The following is a 16535-nucleotide window of genomic DNA, read 5'->3' as shown; positions in this document are numbered from 1 at the left end:
CGTGCGGACGACCCTCGACGGCGCGCTGGTGACCGGGCTCTTGGCGGACCTGGCCGACTCGGACCGCGCCCGCGCCCGCCGCTACCCCGGGGAATCGCCTGACCGGCAGCCCGTGCACACCTGTTACGTCCCCGCCGACCGGCTCACCGACGACCTGCCCGCGCGGTGGGGCGCCGAGGCGCTGGCCGCGCTGGACGAGCACGCCCCCGACCCCGCCGCCCTCGCCGGGATCGTCGGCCTGCCCGTGCCGCTCGCCGCGACCGTGCACGACCGGGTGCGCGCGAAGCTGGCCGCGGAGCCCGTCGAGGACCTGCGGGTCGACTTCGAGGACGGCTACGGCGTCCGCGCCGACGACACCGAGGACGCCGACGCCGAGCGCGCCGCCCTGCTGCTGGGCACGTGGCCCCTGGCAAGCGCGGGAATCCGGATGAAGTCGTTCGACACCCCCGACCTGCTGCGCCGCGGCCTGCGCACCCTCGACATCGTGCTCACCGCCCTCGGCCGCGCGCCCGCGCTCACCTTCCCCAAGGTGACCGCGCCCGAGCAGGTCTCCGCGCTCGCGCAGGCGCTGGAGGTGCTGGAGAAACGGCTCGGCCTGGCCGAGGGGGCGCTGCGGTTCGAGATCCAGATTGAGACCACCCAGGCTGTCATCGACCACACCGGCCGGTTCGCCATCCCCGGTCTCATCGCCGCGGGCCAGGGCCGGGTGTGCGGCCTGCACTTCGGCACCTACGACTACACCGCGGCCTGCGGGCTCGGCGCCGCCCAGCAGCACCTCGCACACCCGGCCTGCGACTTCGCCCGGCACGCCATGCAGGTCGGCGCGGCGGGCACCGGCGTGCGCCTGTCCGACGGCTCGACCAACGTGCTCCCGGTGGGTGAGGCCGTCGCGCACGGGTGGCGCACGCACTACCGGCTGGTGCGGCGGTCGCTGGAGCACGGTTTCTTCCAGGGCTGGGACCTGCACCCGGCGCAGCTGGTCACCCGCTACGCCGCCGCGTACGCCTACCACTTGGAGTCCGCCGAGGCGAACGGCAGGCGGCTCGCCGCCTATGTCGCCCGGACCGGCGGCGCGGTCCTCGACGAGCCCGCCACCGCCGCCGCGCTCGCCCGGTCGCTGCGCCGGGCCGTCGACTGCGGCGCACTGAGCGCGGAAGAGGCCGCGGGCCACTCGGGGCTGAGCGTGGACGACCTGACCGCGTTGATCGAGCGCCGGAGGCCAGGCCCTGTCTCGAAGTGCTGGCACGCGCCAGCCGCGCCGGATGCGGCCCCTGACGGCACGGCCGCGACGCCCAAGGACAACACCGGTACGAGCGCCGCCGCGCCCGCACCGCCAGGAACCACCCCGATCACGACTGACCCGCACCGGCACTCCGAGACAGGGCCTGGCGAGTGACGGACCTGGTTTTCCGCGCGGCCCGGGTAATCACCGACCGCGAGACCGCGGCCTGCGTCCGCGTGCGCGCGGGTCGCATTGTCTCGGTAGACCCGTTCGACGCGCCGGTCGGCGACGCCCGCGTGATCGACCTGGCCGACGACGAGGTGCTGCTGCCCGGCCTGGTCGACACGCACGTGCACGTCAACGACCCCGGCCGCGCCGAGTGGGAGGGCTTCCCGAGCGCGACCGCCGCCGCTGCGGCGGGCGGGGTGACCACGATCGTGGACATGCCGCTCAACAGCGTCCCGCCGACCACGGACCTGCCCGCGCTGGCGGCCAAGCGCGCCGCGGCCCAGGGCCGGGCGCACGTGGACGTGGGGTTCTGGGGCGGCGCGGTCCCGGGAAACGCGGGGGAGCTGGCGGCGCTGCACGCGGCGGGCGTGTTCGGCTTCAAGTGCTTCCTGCTCGACTCCGGCGTCCCGGAGTTCGGCCACCTCGCCCCCACCGAGCTGCGCGAGCACCTGGGCGTGCTCGCGGGCCTGGGCGCGCTGCTGATCGCGCACGCCGAGGACGCGACCGCGATCACCGACCCGCCGCCCGGCCGCGCCTACGCGGATTTCCTCGCCTCCCGGCCGAGAGCGGCGGAGGACGCCGCGATCGGGCTGCTCATCGAGGCCGCCCGCGCCACCGGCGGCCGGGTCCACGTGGTCCATCTGTCCTCATCGGACGCCCTGCCGCTGATCGAGGCCGCCCGCCGCGACGGCGTGCGGCTGACCGTCGAGACCTGCCCGCACTACCTGTCCTTCGCCGCCGAAGACGTTCCCGACGGCGCGACCCAGTTCAAGTGCTGCCCGCCGATCCGCGAGGCCGCCAACCGCGACGCGCTGTGGCAGGGCCTGGTCGACGGCCTGATCGACATCGTGGTCAGCGACCACTCGCCCTGCACGCCGGAGCTCAAGCGCCCCGACACCGGCGACTTCGCCGCGGCCTGGGGCGGCATCGCGAGCCTGCAACTGGGGCTGCCCGCGGTCTGGACGGCCGCGCGCGACCGGGGGATCGGCCTGCCCGAGGTGGCCCGCTGGATGGCCGCCGGCCCGGCCGACCTGGTCGGCCTGCGCCGCAAAGGCCGCATCCGCCCCGGGAACGACGCGGACCTGTGTGTGTTCGCGCCCGACGAAGAGTTCACTGTGGACGCCGCGCGGCTGCGCCACCGCAACCCGGTCACCGCCTACCACGGCGCCCGCCTGCGCGGCGTCGTCCGGTCCACCTGGCTGCGCGGCGTCGAGGTGACCGGCGACGACCCGCGCGGCCGACTGCTGGAGAGGGGCCACGCGTGACCGAGCGAGCCTGGGTGAGCCTGCCGGACCTGGCCTCGCGCCGGTTCGGCGGGTCGGTGGTGTGGGCCAACGACGAGACCTTCGCCGAGCGGGAGAACCTGATCACCCCCGCCGCGCCCGGGTTCCGCCCGGCGACCTTCGGCCACAAGGGCCAGGTCTACGACGGCTGGGAGACCCGGCGGCGGCGCGAGCCCGGCGACGACCACGCCGTGATCCGGCTGGGCCTGCCCGGCCGCGTCCGTGGCGTCGTGGTGGACACCGCGTTCTTCACCGGCAACTACCCGCCCGCCTGCACTGTCTCGGCCTGCGCCGTGGCCGGATACCCGAGCCCGGACGAACTCCAGGCCGCGGAGTGGGACGTCCTGGTCGAGCACGCCGAACTCAAGGGCGACTCGCGCAACCTCTTCGACGTCACCGGTCCCCGCGCGCGGCGGCGCTACACCCACCTGCGGCTGACGATCCACCCGGACGGCGGCGTGGCCAGGCTGCGCGCGCACGGCGAGCCCGTGGCCGACCCGGCGCTGCTCGACCTGACCGCGCTGGACCTCGCCGCCCTGGAGAACGGCGGCCACATCGTCGGGTGCAGCAACATGTTCTACTCGACGCCCAGCAACCTGCTGGCCCCCGGGCAGGCCGCCGTCATGGGCGAGGGCTGGGAGACGGCCCGCCGACGCGACGGCGGCAACGACTGGGTGGTCGTGGCCCTCGCGGCCGCGGGCGTGGTGCGCTTCGCCGAACTCGACACCACGCACTTCAAGGGCAACGCCCCCGGCTGGGCGACCCTGACCGGCCACAACGCGACCGGCAGCGACAAGACGATCAGTGACCCCGACCTTGACGACCCTGGGGCCTGGTTTCCGCTGCTGCCCCGCACGCGCCTGCAACCGGACACCCGCCACCGCTTCCCGCTCACCGGCTCGCCGGAAACCACGCACGTGCGCCTCGACATCCACCCCGACGGCGGCATGGCCCGCCTCCGCCTGCACGGCGCGCTCACCGCGGCGGGCCAAGCGGATTTCCGCGCCCGTTTCACCGAGTCGAGTGAGAAATGAGCGCGGCCATCACAGAGCGCGCAGTCGGCGCATCCGTTCCGCTGGCGCCTGCCTAGGGCAGGAAACGCACTTCTCGCCGCCGGTCGCCGCGTAGATCAGGCAGCAGGACGCCCGCCGGACGATATTCCGCCCGCCAACGGAAACGAAACGCGGAACCGGCATCGGCCCGCTGGCCGCGACCAACTTCACCGCGTCGGCAGGCGTGCCACCCGCCCATAACACCCGGTTGGACAGCGAGTCACCCGCCACGGCCCACAGCGCGCGGCCCCGCGCTCCGGTTAACTCGGCAACACAGTCGATCGCCGACGACAGCACCGCCCGCAGCGCCGGACCGGGAGCTGGGCACACCGCGTCCGATCTGGCCGCCAGCAGTCGCCCATCCGGGTGCAGGTACAGCCGCGCCCGGGTGGGATCCAGCGCCAATCCGGTCACCAGGAGTGACTCCACCGTCGGGGCCACCAGGACCGAACTCGCCGAGTACCACCACAGGACACCGAGGACGGTCTGGTCCCCGCACCGGTAGAGCCGCCCCGCCGCCGCGATCTGCGCCGCGACCCACCGGCGGTCGCCGAGCGCGTCCACCGAGGTCGGGGCCAGTCCCGCCGTGGCCGCGCCCGCGTGGTGGGGCAGCCTGGCGTCCAGGATCCGGTACACGTGCCGCACGTCGGTCATCGCGAAGTCAAGTTACAGGTGCGCTTCTGTAGTCGATCGTTCACGACCCGTGTAGGAAACATGTCTGTAACACGTCCTGGCCGGTAGTTCACCGGGCTGAAACCTGACACGCGATCCCGCGAAACAGGGCGGCTCGATGCTTCCCGGCAATCAACAGGTTCACGGGAGGACGATGTGAACGCAGGAGATACAGCCTGGGTGCTCGTGAGCGCGGCTCTTGTCATGCTCATGACCCCCGGCCTCGCATTCTTCTACGGTGGCATGGTGCGCGCTAAGAGCGTGCTCAACATGCTCATGATGAGCTTCATCTCTTTGGCCGTCGTGACGGTGCTGTGGGTGCTTTACGGCTACAGCCTCGCCTTCGGCAACGACCTCGGGGGCGGCCTGCTCGGCGGCCTCGACTTCACCGGGCTCAAGGGCACCGTCGGCGGCCTGTTCGGCACCGCGCCCGCCGACCCGAACGCGCCGTGGGTCGACGGCCACCAGATCCCGCACCTCGTTTTCCTCGTCTTCCAGCTGATGTTCGCGATCATCACGGCGGCGCTGATCTCCGGCGCCATCGCCGACCGCGCCAAGTTCTGGGCCTGGACGATCTTCATCGCGGTGTGGGCCACGATCGTGTACTTCCCGGTGGCGCACTGGGTGTTCAACTTCAACGGGACCACCGGCACCGACTTCGTCGGCGGCTGGATCGCCAACAAGCTCGGCGCGCTCGACTTCGCCGGTGGCACCGCGGTCCACATCAACGCGGGCGCCGCGGCGCTGGCCCTCGTCCTCGTCCTGGGCAAGCGCAAGGGCTGGCCGCGTGAGCCCATGCGTCCGCACAACCTGCCGTTCGTCCTGCTGGGCGCGGGTCTGCTGTGGTTCGGCTGGTACGGCTTCAACGCCGGTTCCGCCCTCGGCGCCGGTGACCTCGCGGGCGTGGCGTTCGTGACCACGACCGCGGCGACCGCGGCCGCGGTGCTCGGCTGGCTGATCGTGGAGCAGATCCGCGACGGCAAGCCCACCACCCTGGGCGCCGCTTCCGGCGCGGTCGCGGGCCTGGTCGCGATCACCCCGGCCGCGGGCTTCGTGACCCCGCTGGGCGCGCTGGCCATCGGCCTCATCGCGGGCGGCGTCTGCGCGCTGGCGGTCAGCCTCAAGTACAAGCTGGGCTACGACGACTCGCTCGACGTCGTCGGCGTCCACCTCGTCGGCGGCCTGATCGGCACCGTCTCGATCGGCTTCTTCGCCACCACCAGCGTGAACTCGCTGGGCAAGGACGGCTGGTTCTACGGCGGCGGCCTGGGTCTGCTGGGCAAGCAGGTGATCGCCGCGGTCGCGGTCATGGCCTACTCGTTCGTGCTTACGCTGATCATCGCCTTTATCATTCAGAAGACGATCGGCTTCCGGGTCTCCGCCGAAGCCGAGGCCACCGGCATCGACGAGGCGGAGCACGCCGAGAGCGGTTACGAGTTCTCCAGCCTCCGTGGCGGCGGCGTCACGGGCAAGACCGCCGACGTGCATGCCCAGAAGGTCTCCGCTAACGCAGGCAAGGAAGGCTGAGGTCATGAAGCTGGTTACGGCGATCATCAAGCCGTTCACCCTGGATGATGTGAAGGCCGCGCTGGAGCAGATCGGCGTGCTCGGCATGACCGTCAGCGAGGTCCAGGGCTACGGCAGGCAGAAGGGCCACACCGAGGTCTACCGGGGCGCTGAGTACTCGGTCGACTTCGTGCCGAAGATCCGCATCGAGGTCCTCGCCGACGACACCAACGGCGACAAGGTCGTGGACGCGGTTGTCGAGGCGGCCCGCACGGGCAAGATCGGCGACGGCAAGGTCTGGGTCACGCCGGTGGAGACCGTTGTCCGGGTTCGCACCGGAGAGCGCGGCACGGACGCGATCTAGCACATGACAAAGGGGGAACGCGGAACACCCGCAACCCCGACAGCGGCGGACCTGGTCCTCGCCCGCGACCGTTTGCTCGGCGCGGGCACGGGGGCCAGGTCCGGCCCGTCGGGGCACCGTTTGGGCCCGGCCGCCCTGCGGGAAGCGCTGGCCGACCTGCACGAGTTCTGGCTCACCGCGCACGCGGCGCAGGCCGGGGTCGGCGGTCGCGGCGAAGGGGTCGCCCTGCTGGCCGTCGGGGGGCTGGGCAGGCGGGAGCTGGTCCCGTTCTCGGATCTCGACCTGGTGCTGGTGCACGACGGCCGCAAAGCCGTCGACGGGATCGCCGAGAAGCTGTGGTACCCGCTGTGGAACTCCGGCGTGGGGCTGGACCACTCGGTGCGCACGGTCGGCGAGGCGCTCGACGTCGCGGCCAGCGACCTGCGCACCGCGATGGGCCTGCTCGACGCCCGGCACATGGCGGGCGACGCCGAGATCACCGTCCGGCTCGCCACCGCGGCCCGCGACCAGTGGCGGGTCGGGGTCCGCAAGCGGCTCGGCGAGCTGATCGAGTCCGTGCGCAAGCGCTGGCAGCGCGCGGGCGAGGTCGCGCACTGGGTCGAGCCGGACCTCAAGCACGGCCGAGGCGGCCTCCGCGACCTGGCGATCCTCGACGCGCTCGCGCTGGCGCAGCTCATCGACCGCCCCGGCGGCGAGGTCGCCCAGGCGCACACGCTGCTGCTCGACACCCGCACCGAGCTGCGCCGCATCGCCGGGCGCGCCCGCGACGTGCTCCGCCCGCAGGACGGTGACGAGATCGCCGCCGTCCTCGGCCTCGGCGACCGGTTCGCCCTCGCCCGCGCGCTGTCCGGCGCGGGCCGCGCGGTCGCCTACGCGCTGGACGTGGCCCTGCGCTCGACCGGCGCGGCCGCGCCCGCCCGCAAGGTGCTCGGCGTCCTGCGCCGGGCCCCGGAGCGCCGTCCGCTGGACGAGGGGGTGGTGCTGCACGGCGCCGAGGTCGCCCTCGCCCGCGACGCCGACCCCGGCAAGGACCCCGGCCTGCTGCTGCGCGTGGCCGCCGCCGCGGGCCGCACCGGCCACCCCATCGCCCCCGCCGCGCTGACCCGCCTCGGCGAGTCCGCCCCGGAGCCCAGGGCCCCGTGGCCCACGGAGGTCCGCCAGGACCTGGTGGCGCTGCTCGGCGCTGGCGAGGGCCTCACCGACGTGGTGGAGGCCCTCGACCGCACCGGCCTGTGGGCGCGGCTGTTCCCCGAGTGGGGCGCGGTCCGCGACCTCCCGCCGCGCGACGCGGCGCACGTGTGGACCGTCGACCGCCACCTTGTGCAGACCACGGTGAACGCCGCGCGCCTGGTGACCTCGGTGTCCCGCCCGGACCTGCTGCTCATCGGCGCGCTCCTGCACGACATCGGCAAGGGCCGCGACCAGGACCACTCGGTTGTCGGCGCCGCCCTGGCCACCCAGGTCGGCCACCGGCTCGGACTGTCCAAACAGGACGTGGACACCCTTTCCGCGATGGTTCGCCACCACCTCCTTCTCCCGCACACGGCCACCCGCCGCGACATCGAGGACGAGAACACCGTCCGCCGCGTCGTGGACACCGTCGACGGCGACCCGGTTCTGCTGGAACTGCTCCACGCCCTCACCGAGGCGGACTCGCTGGCCACCGGCCCCGGCGTCTGGACGGACTGGAAGGCCCGCCTCACCGCCGACCTGGTCGCCCGCTGCCGCACCGCGATGGCGGGCGGCCCCCTGCCGGAGCCGGTGCCCCTGGACGCGGCCCAACGCGCCCTCGCCGAGTCCACAGCGGCGTCCGGAAAACCGGACGTGCTGGTCGACACGGTGGACCGGCTGTCCACGGTCACCCTGGTCACCAAGGACCGCCCCGGCGTGCTGTCGCAGTCCGCGGGCGTGCTGGCCCTCAATTCCCTGGAGGTCCACGCCGCGACCGTCGCCACCCACCAGGGCGTCGCCGTCGGGGTGTTCTCGGTGACCCCCCGTTTCGGCTCCATGCCCGACCCGGCCCTCCTGCGCGAGCAGTACGCCCGAGTCATCGCCGGTTCCCTCCCCCTGGCCGAGAAACTGGCCGCCAAGGAACGCGACTACGGCGGCCGCGTCGAAGACGCCCCGGACCCCAAGGTCCTCTGGTTCGACCACGAGGCGGGCGGCCCCGACTCCGGCGCCGTGGTCCTGGAACTCCGCGCGGCGGACCGCATCGGCCTCCTGCACGGCGTCGCCGCCGCGTTGGAGAAGTGCGGCGTGGACGTGCTCTGGGCGCGGGTGGCCACCATGGGCGGCTCCGCGGTGGACTCGTTCGGCTTCGCCCCCGGAGCCACCGCGGGCTGGCGTCGAACAGTGGAGACAGCGGTCCTGCGCGCCAGCCGGTGAGGAAGGCCCCCGTGCCGGGTTGAGTAGTGCTACTCAGCCCCACTCACGGGCCATCACGCTGGGACCGCCCGGCTAACCAGGGCAATCTTTGTCCTGTCACGCCGAGCAGGGCGGACAGGGAACCCGGTTCGGGGGCCCGCCCGAACCGGGGGGTTGGGCGGATCAGCGGGAGAGGGACCGCCCTGCTCGGCGAGACAGCTGCCGGGAAGGGGCCCGTCGAGGGGTCGGGCCCCATCCTGGCGAACCACCGATCACGCGAGTCGCCCCGCCGGACCCGCGGGTCGCTCCTCGGCCGCCGCGAGTCGCCCCGTCGGTGCCCCAAGCCGCCCCACCACAAGCGCGGGGCGCTCCACCGGCGTCAGAAGTCGCTTCGCCGGTGCCTCAAGCCGAATCGCCGGTGGAGCGAGCCGCCCGGCCTGCGCCGCGAGTCGCTTCGCCGGGGCCACAAGACCACGCTGGACATCACCGCGCCGAAGACGACCACGGCAGGCGGCAGCCCGGTGAAGACCATGGCGAAGACCGCGATCGCGGCCGCGGCGATGAGCAGCGCGGCAGCGGGCGCCGCCAGCGGGCCCGCCTCCCGCTCCCTCGCCCCGATCCCGATCACCGTGCGTCTCCCCTGGTCGTAGTGGGTCTTTGAATCGAAGCTAGCACCGGGCGGAGACGGCCGTCGGAAGTTATCCACAGGCCGATCGGCGGAGGTCCGAGCGGTCGGGTTCCCCGGGCGACTACCCTCGACCAGTAGCCGCACCGCGTGCGGCCGTCCGACGACGACACCGCATGGCTGGAGTGCCGCACCCGTGTTCGACACCCTCTCCGATCGGCTCACCTCGGTCCTGCAGAACCTGCGGGGCAAGGGACGCCTGACCGACGCCGACATCGACGCCACCGCGCGCGAGATCCGGATCGCGCTGCTGGAGGCCGACGTCGCGCTGCCGGTCGTGCGCACGTTCATCGCGCGGATCAAGGAGCGCGCGAAGGGCGCGGAGGTCTCCGCCGCGCTGAATCCGGCGCAGCAGGTCGTCAAGATCGTGAACGAGGAGCTCATCGGCATCCTCGGCGGCGAGACCCGGCGGCTGAATCTGGCCAAGACCCCGCCCACGGTCATCATGCTCGCCGGTCTCCAGGGCGCCGGTAAGACGACGCTGGCGGGCAAGCTGGCCCGCTGGCTCAAGGGCCAGGGCCACGCGCCGATGCTGGTCGCCTGCGACCTCCAGCGCCCCAACGCCGTCACCCAGCTCCAGGTCGTCGCCGAGCGCGCGGGGGTGACCGTGTTCGCCCCGGAGCCGGGCAACGGCGTCGGCAACCCCGTGGACGTGGCCCGGCGCAGCATCGATGAGGCCCGCCGCAGCCAGCACGACATCGTCGTCGTGGACACCGCGGGCCGCCTCGGCGTGGACGAGGAGCTGATGCGGCAGGCGGCCGACATCAAGGCCGCGGTCGCCGCCGACGAGGTCCTCTTCGTCGTGGACGCGATGATCGGCCAGGACGCGGTGACCACGGCCGAGGCGTTCCGCGACGGCGTCGGCTTCACCGGCGTGGTGCTGACCAAGCTCGACGGCGACGCGCGCGGCGGCGCGGCGCTCTCGGTCCGCGAGGTCACCGGCGCGCCGATCATGTTCGCCTCCAACGGCGAGAAGCTTGAGGACTTCGACGCGTTCCACCCCGACCGGATGGCTTCGCGCATCCTCGGCATGGGCGATGTCCTCACCCTGATCGAGCAGGCCGAGCAGCACTTCGACCAGGAGCAGGCCGAGAAGGCCGCGGCGAAGATCGGCTCCGGCGAGCTGACGCTGGAGGACTTCCTTGAGCAGATGCTCGCCGTGCGCAAGATGGGCCCGATCGCGAACCTGCTCGGCATGCTTCCCGGCGCTGGCCAGATGAAGGACGCGCTCGCCCAGGTGGACGAGAAGCACATCGACCGGCTGCAGGCGATCATCCGCGGCATGACGCCCGGCGAGCGGCAGGACCCGAAGATCATCAACGCCTCCCGCAGGCTGCGCATCGCCAAGGGCTCCGGCGTCGAGGTCCGCGAGGTCAACGACCTGGTGAACCGGTTCTACGAGGCCCGCAAGATGATGCAGCAGATGGCGGGCCGCTTCGGGATGCCCGGCGGCAACCGGGCCAACCAGCGCAAGCAGAAGGGCAAGAAGGGGAAGAAGGGCAAGGGCCGCGGCCCGACGCCGCCCCGTGTGCGCGGCGGTATGCCCGGCTTCCCCGGTGGCATGCCCGACCTGTCCGGCATGCCGCCGAACCCGACGGGCATGCCCCCCGGTTTCGGCGGGCTCGACGGTCTCCCACCCGGCTTCGATCCGTCGAAGCTGAAGTTCCCCAAGAGCAAATGACCGCGCTGCACGTGCGTGGCGTGGTCCTGCCCGGCCACGACGAACGCGATCTGTGGGTGGTCAACGGCCGCGTGCGCACCCAGCCGGTGCCGAACGCGGAGACGGTCGTGGACGGCGGCTACCTGCTGCCCGGTCTGGTCGACGCGCACTGCCACGTCGGCATCGGCCCGGGCGGCCCGGTCGACCTCGACACCGCGGCGACGCAGGCCGAGACCGACCGGGACGCGGGCACCCTGCTCATCCGCGACTGCGGCGCGCCCATCGACACCCGGCCGCTGCAAGAGCGGCTGGACCTGCCGCGCATCATCCGGGCGGGCAGGCACGTGGCCCGCCCCCGCCGCTACATCCGGCACCTGGGCGTGGAGATCGAGCCGGAGCAGCTGCCCGAGGTCGTCGCCGAGCAGGCGGCCTACGGCGACGGGTGGGTCAAGCTGGTCGGCGACTGGATCGACCGCGACCAGGGCGACCTGGCCCCGCTCTGGTCCGACGACGTGCTGGCCAAGGCGATCTCCGTCGCGCACGAGGCGGGCGCCCGGGTCACCGCGCACGTCTTCGGCGAAGACGCCCTGCCCGGCCTGGTCAACGCGGGCATCGACTGCATCGAGCACGGCACCGGCCTGTCCGCCGAGGTCATCGCCGAGATGGCCGCGCGCGGCACCGCGCTGGTGCCCACCCTGATCAACATCGAGAACTTCCCGGGCATCGCCGCTGGCGCGGGCCGGTTCCCCGGTTACGCCAAGCACATGCTCGACCTGCACGCCCGCGCGGGCGCGATGGTCGCCGAGGCCGTGGCCGCGGGCGTGCCCGTCTACGCGGGCACCGACGCGGGCGGCGGCATCGCGCACGGCCGGATCGTGGACGAGATCGTCGCCTTGCACCGCGCGGGCATTACCGCCGAGCAGGCGATAGGCGCGGCGTCGTGGTCGGCCCGCGGCTGGCTCGGCTGGTCCGGCCTTGAGGAGGGCTCGGCGGCGGATCTGCTCGCTTTCGACCGTGATCCCCGCGCGGATCTCGACGTGCTGCGCGCGCCGACCAGAATCATCCTGAGAGGACGAGTAGTCGGCTGATCCCGTTTCGCGGGCCGATAGTCTCGTCGACACAGCAATTATCGGACAGGGGGGAGGCGCGTGATGACCCCGCTTCCGGGGGAGCCCACCGCCGCACCGATCACCGACGCGGCGGCCTCGCCGCCCGTGCGCGATCACCGGTGGGGCTTCGGCGCTTTCCTGCTGGTCTTCGCGATCTTCGTGCTCTCCGCGGTGCTTATCGGGGCGCTGATAGGCCTGGCCTCCCCGAAGTCGACCGACTCGGTCGCGGCGATTCTGGTCGGCACGATGGTGCCCACCATGCTCGCCACCGCCGCCGCGCTCTTAGTGACCAAGCTGCGCGGAAACGGCCCCAAAATAGACCTCCGCTTGTCCTACAACCGCGAGGACGTGCGGGTCGGCATCAAGTTCGGGCTCATCGGCCTGGTGTGCACGACCGTCGCCGCGGCCATTTGGACGCGCGTCGTCGGCGAGGACAACGCCACGTCTTCGCTCGGCAGGCTGGTCGACAACCAGGCCATGCCCGTGGCGGCCGCTGTCCTGCTGTTCCTCTACGTGTGGCTGATCGGCCCGCTGCTGGAGGAGATCATCTACCGCGGCCTGCTCTGGGGCGCCCTCGAACGGCTGGAGTGGGGCCGCTGGGTGGTGTTCGCCCTCACCACCGTCATCTTCGCCGTCAGCCACCTCGAACCGCTGCGCACGTCGCTGCTGCTGGTCATCGGCGTGCCCATCGGCCTGGCCCGGCTCGTCACCGGCCGGCTCGGCGCGAGCGTGGTCGCCCACCAGGTCAACAACTTCCTGCCCGCGCTGGCCGTGCTGCTCATCAGCCTGGGCGTGATGCAGCCGTGAGCGTCGACCTCAACAGCGACCTCGGCGAGGGCTTCGGCGTCTGGCGCCTCGGCGACGACGACGCGCTGCTCGACGTGGTCACCTCGGCCAACGTGGCCTGCGGTTTCCACGCGGGCGACGCGTCCACCATGCGCGCGGTGTGCGCGTCGGCGGCGGCCAGGGGAGTGGCCGTGGGCGCGCAGGTGTCCTACCGCGACCTCGCGGGCTTCGGGCGGCGGTTCATCGACGTCGAGCCCGCCCGCCTGGCCGACGAGGTGCTCTACCAGATCGGCGCCCTCGACGCGTGCGCCCGCGCCGAGGGGACCCGCGTGGTCTACGTGAAGCCGCACGGCGCCCTCTACAACGCCACCGTTCACCACGACGCGCAAGCGCGCGCGGTGGTCGACGGTGTTCGCGCGTTCGGCGAGCTACCGATCCTCGGTCTACCCGGATCGCGCCTGCTTACCGCCGCCGAGTCAGCCGGACTACCGGCGGTCCGGGAAGCGTTCGTCGACCGCGGCTACACCCCCGAAGGCGCGCTCGTGCCGCGCGGCGAGCCGGGCGCGCTGCTCACCGAGACCGACGCCGTGGTCGCGCGGGCCGTGCGCCTGGCCGAGGCGGGCGAGGTGGTCGCGGTGGACGGCTCGGTCCTGTCCATGCCCGCCCGGTCGCTGTGCCTGCACGGCGACACCCCCGGCGCGGTCGGCCACGCGCGGGCCGTCCGGGCGGCCCTCGACAGCGCCGGAATCACGGTCGCCGCCTTCGCTTCCTGACCCGCGAGTCGAGTGGCGGGAGCGGGTCTGGCACAATTGGCGGCTGTCCGTCGTGGCCGGACCCTCTCACCGCGCCATGACGCCTGAACCTTCGGGCTCGGCGACCTGACCCCACTCGGGCCCGCCGCGCTCAACCCCCGCGATACCGAGAGCTTTGAGGAGCACCCCAACCCGTGGCTGTCAAGATCAAGCTGCAGCGGCTCGGAAAGATCCGTGCGCCGTTCTACCGCATTGTCGTCGCCGACGCGCGCACCCGCCGCGACGGCAAGGCGATCGAGACGATCGGCCGGTACAGCCCGAAGGAGGAGCCGAGCCTCATCGAGGTCGACTCCGAGCGGGCCCAGTACTGGCTGGGTGTCGGCGCGCAGCCGACCGACTCGGTGAAGCACCTGTTCGAGGTCACCGGCGACTGGCAGAAGTTCAAGGGCCTGCCGGGCGCCGAGGGCACCTTGAAGGTCAAGGAGCCCAAGCCCTCGAAGCAGGAGCTGTTCGAGGCCGCGCTCAAGGCCGCGGGCGAGGAGCCCGCCACCGACGCGACGACCCCGAAGAAGAAGTCCGCGCCCAAGAAGGCCGAGGACAAGCCCGCCGAGGCCGCCGAGACCGAGGCCGCGGCCGAGTGAGTGCCCTCGCGGACGCCCTCGAACACCTGGTGCGCGGCATCGTCGACAACCCCGACGACGTGCAGGTCGAGCTGATCACGACGCGTCGTGGCCGCACGCTCGAAGTGCACGTCAACCCGGAGGACCTCGGCAAGGTGATCGGCCGGGGTGGCCGCACCGCGACCGCGCTCCGGACCGTGATGGCCGGTGTCGGCGGTCGCGGTATCCGCGTGGACGTGGTGGACACCGATCACTGATCGCATTGATCGGCGAAGCACATCCATGAACGCTGTGAATCTCGTTGTCGTCGGCCGCGTGGCCAAGGCGCACGGCATCACCGGTGAACTCGCCGTGGACGTGCGCACGGACTCCCCCGAGCGGCGGTTCGCGCTCGGGGCGACGGTCACCGCCCGGCCGCGCGACGGCGTCGAACGCACGCTCACCGTGGCAGCCGCCCGGAGTCACTCCGGGCGGCTGCTCGTGCGTTTCACCGAGGTCCCCGACCGCGACACGGCCGAGACGATGCGCGGCGCGCTCCTGCTCGCCGACACCGCCGACCTGCCGCCGACCGGCGACCCGGACGAGTACTACGACCACGAGCTTGAGGGCCTGGCCGCTTTCCTGGTCGACGGAACGCGCGTGGGCACGGTCCGCGAGATCGCGCACGGCCCCGGCGGCGAGCTGCTGGTCCTCGACCGCGACGGCGGCGGCGAGGTGCTGGTGCCCTTCGTCCGCGAGATCGTCCCCGAGGTCGACGTGCGCGGCGGCAAGGTCGTCCTCGACCCGCCGGAAGGTCTGATCGAGTAGCCGTGCGCATCGACGTCGTCACCATCTTCCCCGAATACCTCGAACCGCTGCGGGCCGCGCTGCTCGGGCGGGCCATCGAGCGCGGCCTGCTCAGCCTGGGCGTGCACGACCTGCGCAAGTGGACCTACGACGTGCACAAGGGCGTGGACGACAGCCCGTACGGCGGCGGCCCCGGCATGGTCATGAAGCCCCAGGTGTGGGGCGAGGCGCTGGACGAGGTGTGCGCGGGCGACCCGGCGCCGCGCCTGGTGGTGCCGACGCCAGCGGGCAGGCCGTTCACCCAGGCCATGGCGCACGAGTACGCCGCCGAGCCGCGCCTGGTGTTCGCCTGCGGTCGCTATGAGGGCATCGACCAGCGCGTCGTGGACGACGCGGCCACCCGGATGCGGGTGGACGAGGTCTCCATCGGCGACTACGTGCTCGTCGGCGGCGAGGTCGCGGTCATGGTCATGGTCGAGGCGGTGGCCCGGCTGCTTCCCGGCGTGCTGGGCAATCCCGCCTCCGCCGAACAGGACTCGTTCTCCGATGGCCTGTTAGAAGGCCCGAGCTACACCCGGCCCGAGGTGTGGCGCGACCGCGCCGTCCCCGACGTGCTGCGCTCGGGCAACCACGCGGCCATCACCCGCTGGCGGCGCGACCGGGCCATCGAGCGCACCTTCGAGCGCAGGCCGGACCTGCTCGCCGCGCTGCCGCCCGCCGCGCTCGACAAGCACGACCGGGCGCTGATCGACCGGCTGGAGCAGGCGGCGGGGGCCGATTTCCGATCCGCCGACAGCGTCTGACATACTTTCCGGGTTGACGCGCCCCCAGAGCGCGGCTCACCAAGCCCACTCCCAGGCTGGACTGTTCGGCAGCATGCCGTCTGCGGCCGGGAGGCACGAAGAATCTCTCCAAAGACGAGGACGGACTACCGATGAACACCCTGGATGCCCTGGACGCCAAGTCGCTGCGTTCCGACATCCCGGACTTCCGCCCGGGTGACACGCTGAAGGTCCACGTTCGCGTCATCGAGGGCTCGCGCTCGCGCGTTCAGGTCTTCCAGGGCGTCGTGATCCGTCGTCAGGGCGGCGGCATCCGGGAGACCTTCACCGTGCGCAAGGTCTCGTTCGGCGTCGGCGTGGAGCGCACCTTCCCGGTGCACACCCCGAACATCGCCGAGATCGAGGTCGCCCGCCGTGGCGACGTGCGCCGCGCCAAGCTGTACTACCTCCGCGAGCTTCGCGGCAAGGCCGCGAAGATCAAGGAGAAGCGCGAGCCGCAGACCGCTTCCTGACGCGGTTAGCACACCGGCTCACGTAGTCTGACGTGCGTGGTCGACCGTCCCTTTCATCGCATGCCGCCGGACGCCGTGGCAGATCCGGAGCAGCGGCGTCAGGAGGCGGTCGACCATTCGCATGATCAGGGCGAGGTTCAGTACACCGAACC

Annotated in this window: 17 protein-coding genes; 15 read left to right on the top strand and 2 right to left on the bottom strand. The window is 72.5% G+C overall.

Going from position 1 to position 16535, the window contains the following annotated elements:
• The first annotated feature begins 1 nt into the window (after window position 1).
• The 3 genes from ACZ6SD_RS18635 to alc are packed head-to-tail and all read left to right on the top strand — an operon-like array spanning window position 2 to window position 3767.
• A complete protein-coding gene (locus ACZ6SD_RS18635) occupies window positions 2-1396 on the top strand; it encodes a DUF6986 family protein (RefSeq protein WP_465318178.1) in 1395 nt (464 codons plus the stop codon).
• Complete coding sequence (gene allB / locus ACZ6SD_RS18630; protein WP_465318177.1) at window positions 1393-2715, top strand: allantoinase AllB; 1323 nt, start codon at window positions 1393-1395, stop codon at window positions 2713-2715. The genes ACZ6SD_RS18635 and allB overlap by 4 nt, the downstream gene beginning before the upstream one ends.
• Window positions 2712-3767 (top strand): allantoicase, encoded by a 1056-nt coding sequence (alc, locus tag ACZ6SD_RS18625; RefSeq protein ID WP_465318176.1) that lies wholly within the window; start codon window positions 2712-2714, stop codon window positions 3765-3767. The genes allB and alc overlap by 4 nt, the downstream gene beginning before the upstream one ends.
• Before the next feature lie 9 nt (window positions 3768-3776).
• On the opposite strand, the gene ACZ6SD_RS18620 is transcribed toward alc, so the two are convergent.
• Entirely contained in the window at window positions 3777-4439 is a 663-nt protein-coding gene (locus ACZ6SD_RS18620; protein WP_465318175.1) for a (2Fe-2S)-binding protein, read from the bottom strand.
• A gap of 222 nt (window positions 4440-4661) precedes the next feature.
• Between ACZ6SD_RS18620 and ACZ6SD_RS18615 the strand changes: the two genes are divergently transcribed.
• The 3 genes from ACZ6SD_RS18615 to ACZ6SD_RS18605 are packed head-to-tail and all read left to right on the top strand — an operon-like array spanning window position 4662 to window position 8712.
• On the top strand, window positions 4662-5984 hold the full coding sequence (locus tag ACZ6SD_RS18615; RefSeq protein WP_465318209.1) for an ammonium transporter: 1323 nt from the start codon (window positions 4662-4664) through the stop codon (window positions 5982-5984).
• Window positions 5985-5988: 4 nt separating this feature from the next.
• Entirely contained in the window at window positions 5989-6327 is a 339-nt protein-coding gene (locus ACZ6SD_RS18610; protein ID WP_091449549.1) for a P-II family nitrogen regulator, read from the top strand.
• Window positions 6328-6330: 3 nt separating this feature from the next.
• The gene (locus ACZ6SD_RS18605; RefSeq protein WP_465318174.1) at window positions 6331-8712 is read left to right on the top strand and encodes a [protein-PII] uridylyltransferase; all 2382 of its coding nucleotides are present in this window, start codon (window positions 6331-6333) and stop codon (window positions 8710-8712) included.
• A 358-nt stretch (window positions 8713-9070) separates the two neighbouring features.
• On the opposite strand, the gene ACZ6SD_RS18600 is transcribed toward ACZ6SD_RS18605, so the two are convergent.
• Window positions 9071-9319 (bottom strand): hypothetical protein, encoded by a 249-nt coding sequence (locus ACZ6SD_RS18600; protein WP_465318173.1) that lies wholly within the window; start codon window positions 9317-9319, stop codon window positions 9071-9073.
• 193 nt (window positions 9320-9512) lie between these two features.
• Between ACZ6SD_RS18600 and ffh the strand changes: the two genes are divergently transcribed.
• The 9 genes from ffh to rplS all read left to right on the top strand — a co-directional run bounded on the left by ffh (window position 9513) and on the right by rplS (window position 16383).
• Window positions 9513-11057, top strand: coding sequence for a signal recognition particle protein (gene ffh, locus ACZ6SD_RS18595; protein WP_465318172.1), 1545 nt, complete (start codon window positions 9513-9515; stop codon window positions 11055-11057).
• Window positions 11054-12124, top strand: a complete 1071-nt coding sequence (locus ACZ6SD_RS18590; protein ID WP_465318171.1) for an amidohydrolase family protein — start codon at window positions 11054-11056, stop codon at window positions 12122-12124. The genes ffh and ACZ6SD_RS18590 overlap by 4 nt, the downstream gene beginning before the upstream one ends.
• Window positions 12125-12187: 63 nt before the next feature.
• Window positions 12188-12952: a lysostaphin resistance A-like protein gene (locus tag ACZ6SD_RS18585; protein WP_465318170.1), complete on the top strand. Its 765-nt coding sequence runs from the start codon at window positions 12188-12190 to the stop codon at window positions 12950-12952.
• The gene (locus ACZ6SD_RS18580) at window positions 12949-13704 is read left to right on the top strand and encodes a LamB/YcsF family protein (RefSeq protein ID WP_465318169.1); all 756 of its coding nucleotides are present in this window, start codon (window positions 12949-12951) and stop codon (window positions 13702-13704) included. The genes ACZ6SD_RS18585 and ACZ6SD_RS18580 overlap by 4 nt, the downstream gene beginning before the upstream one ends.
• A gap of 173 nt (window positions 13705-13877) precedes the next feature.
• Window positions 13878-14324: a 30S ribosomal protein S16 gene (gene rpsP / locus ACZ6SD_RS18575; protein ID WP_465318168.1), complete on the top strand. Its 447-nt coding sequence runs from the start codon at window positions 13878-13880 to the stop codon at window positions 14322-14324.
• On the top strand, window positions 14321-14560 hold the full coding sequence (locus ACZ6SD_RS18570; protein WP_091449555.1) for an RNA-binding protein: 240 nt from the start codon (window positions 14321-14323) through the stop codon (window positions 14558-14560). Before rpsP ends, ACZ6SD_RS18570 begins: the two co-directional genes overlap by 4 nt.
• 25 nt (window positions 14561-14585) lie before the next feature.
• On the top strand, window positions 14586-15110 hold the full coding sequence (gene rimM, locus ACZ6SD_RS18565) for a ribosome maturation factor RimM (protein ID WP_465318167.1): 525 nt from the start codon (window positions 14586-14588) through the stop codon (window positions 15108-15110).
• 2 nt (window positions 15111-15112) lie between these two features.
• Window positions 15113-15892 (top strand): tRNA (guanosine(37)-N1)-methyltransferase TrmD, encoded by a 780-nt coding sequence (gene trmD, locus ACZ6SD_RS18560; protein ID WP_465318166.1) that lies wholly within the window; start codon window positions 15113-15115, stop codon window positions 15890-15892.
• Window positions 15893-16023: 131 nt separating this feature from the next.
• Window positions 16024-16383 carry a 50S ribosomal protein L19 gene (rplS, locus tag ACZ6SD_RS18555; RefSeq protein WP_018682038.1) on the top strand — a complete coding sequence of 120 codons (360 nt, stop codon included), beginning with the start codon at window positions 16024-16026 and terminating at the stop codon, window positions 16381-16383.
• Window positions 16384-16535: the final 152 nt, after the last annotated feature.

This window comes from Actinokineospora sp. NPDC051303 (genome assembly GCF_055586285.1).
Note: the sequence above shows the minus strand (reverse complement) of the source record. Positions and strands in the feature narration are given on the sequence as shown.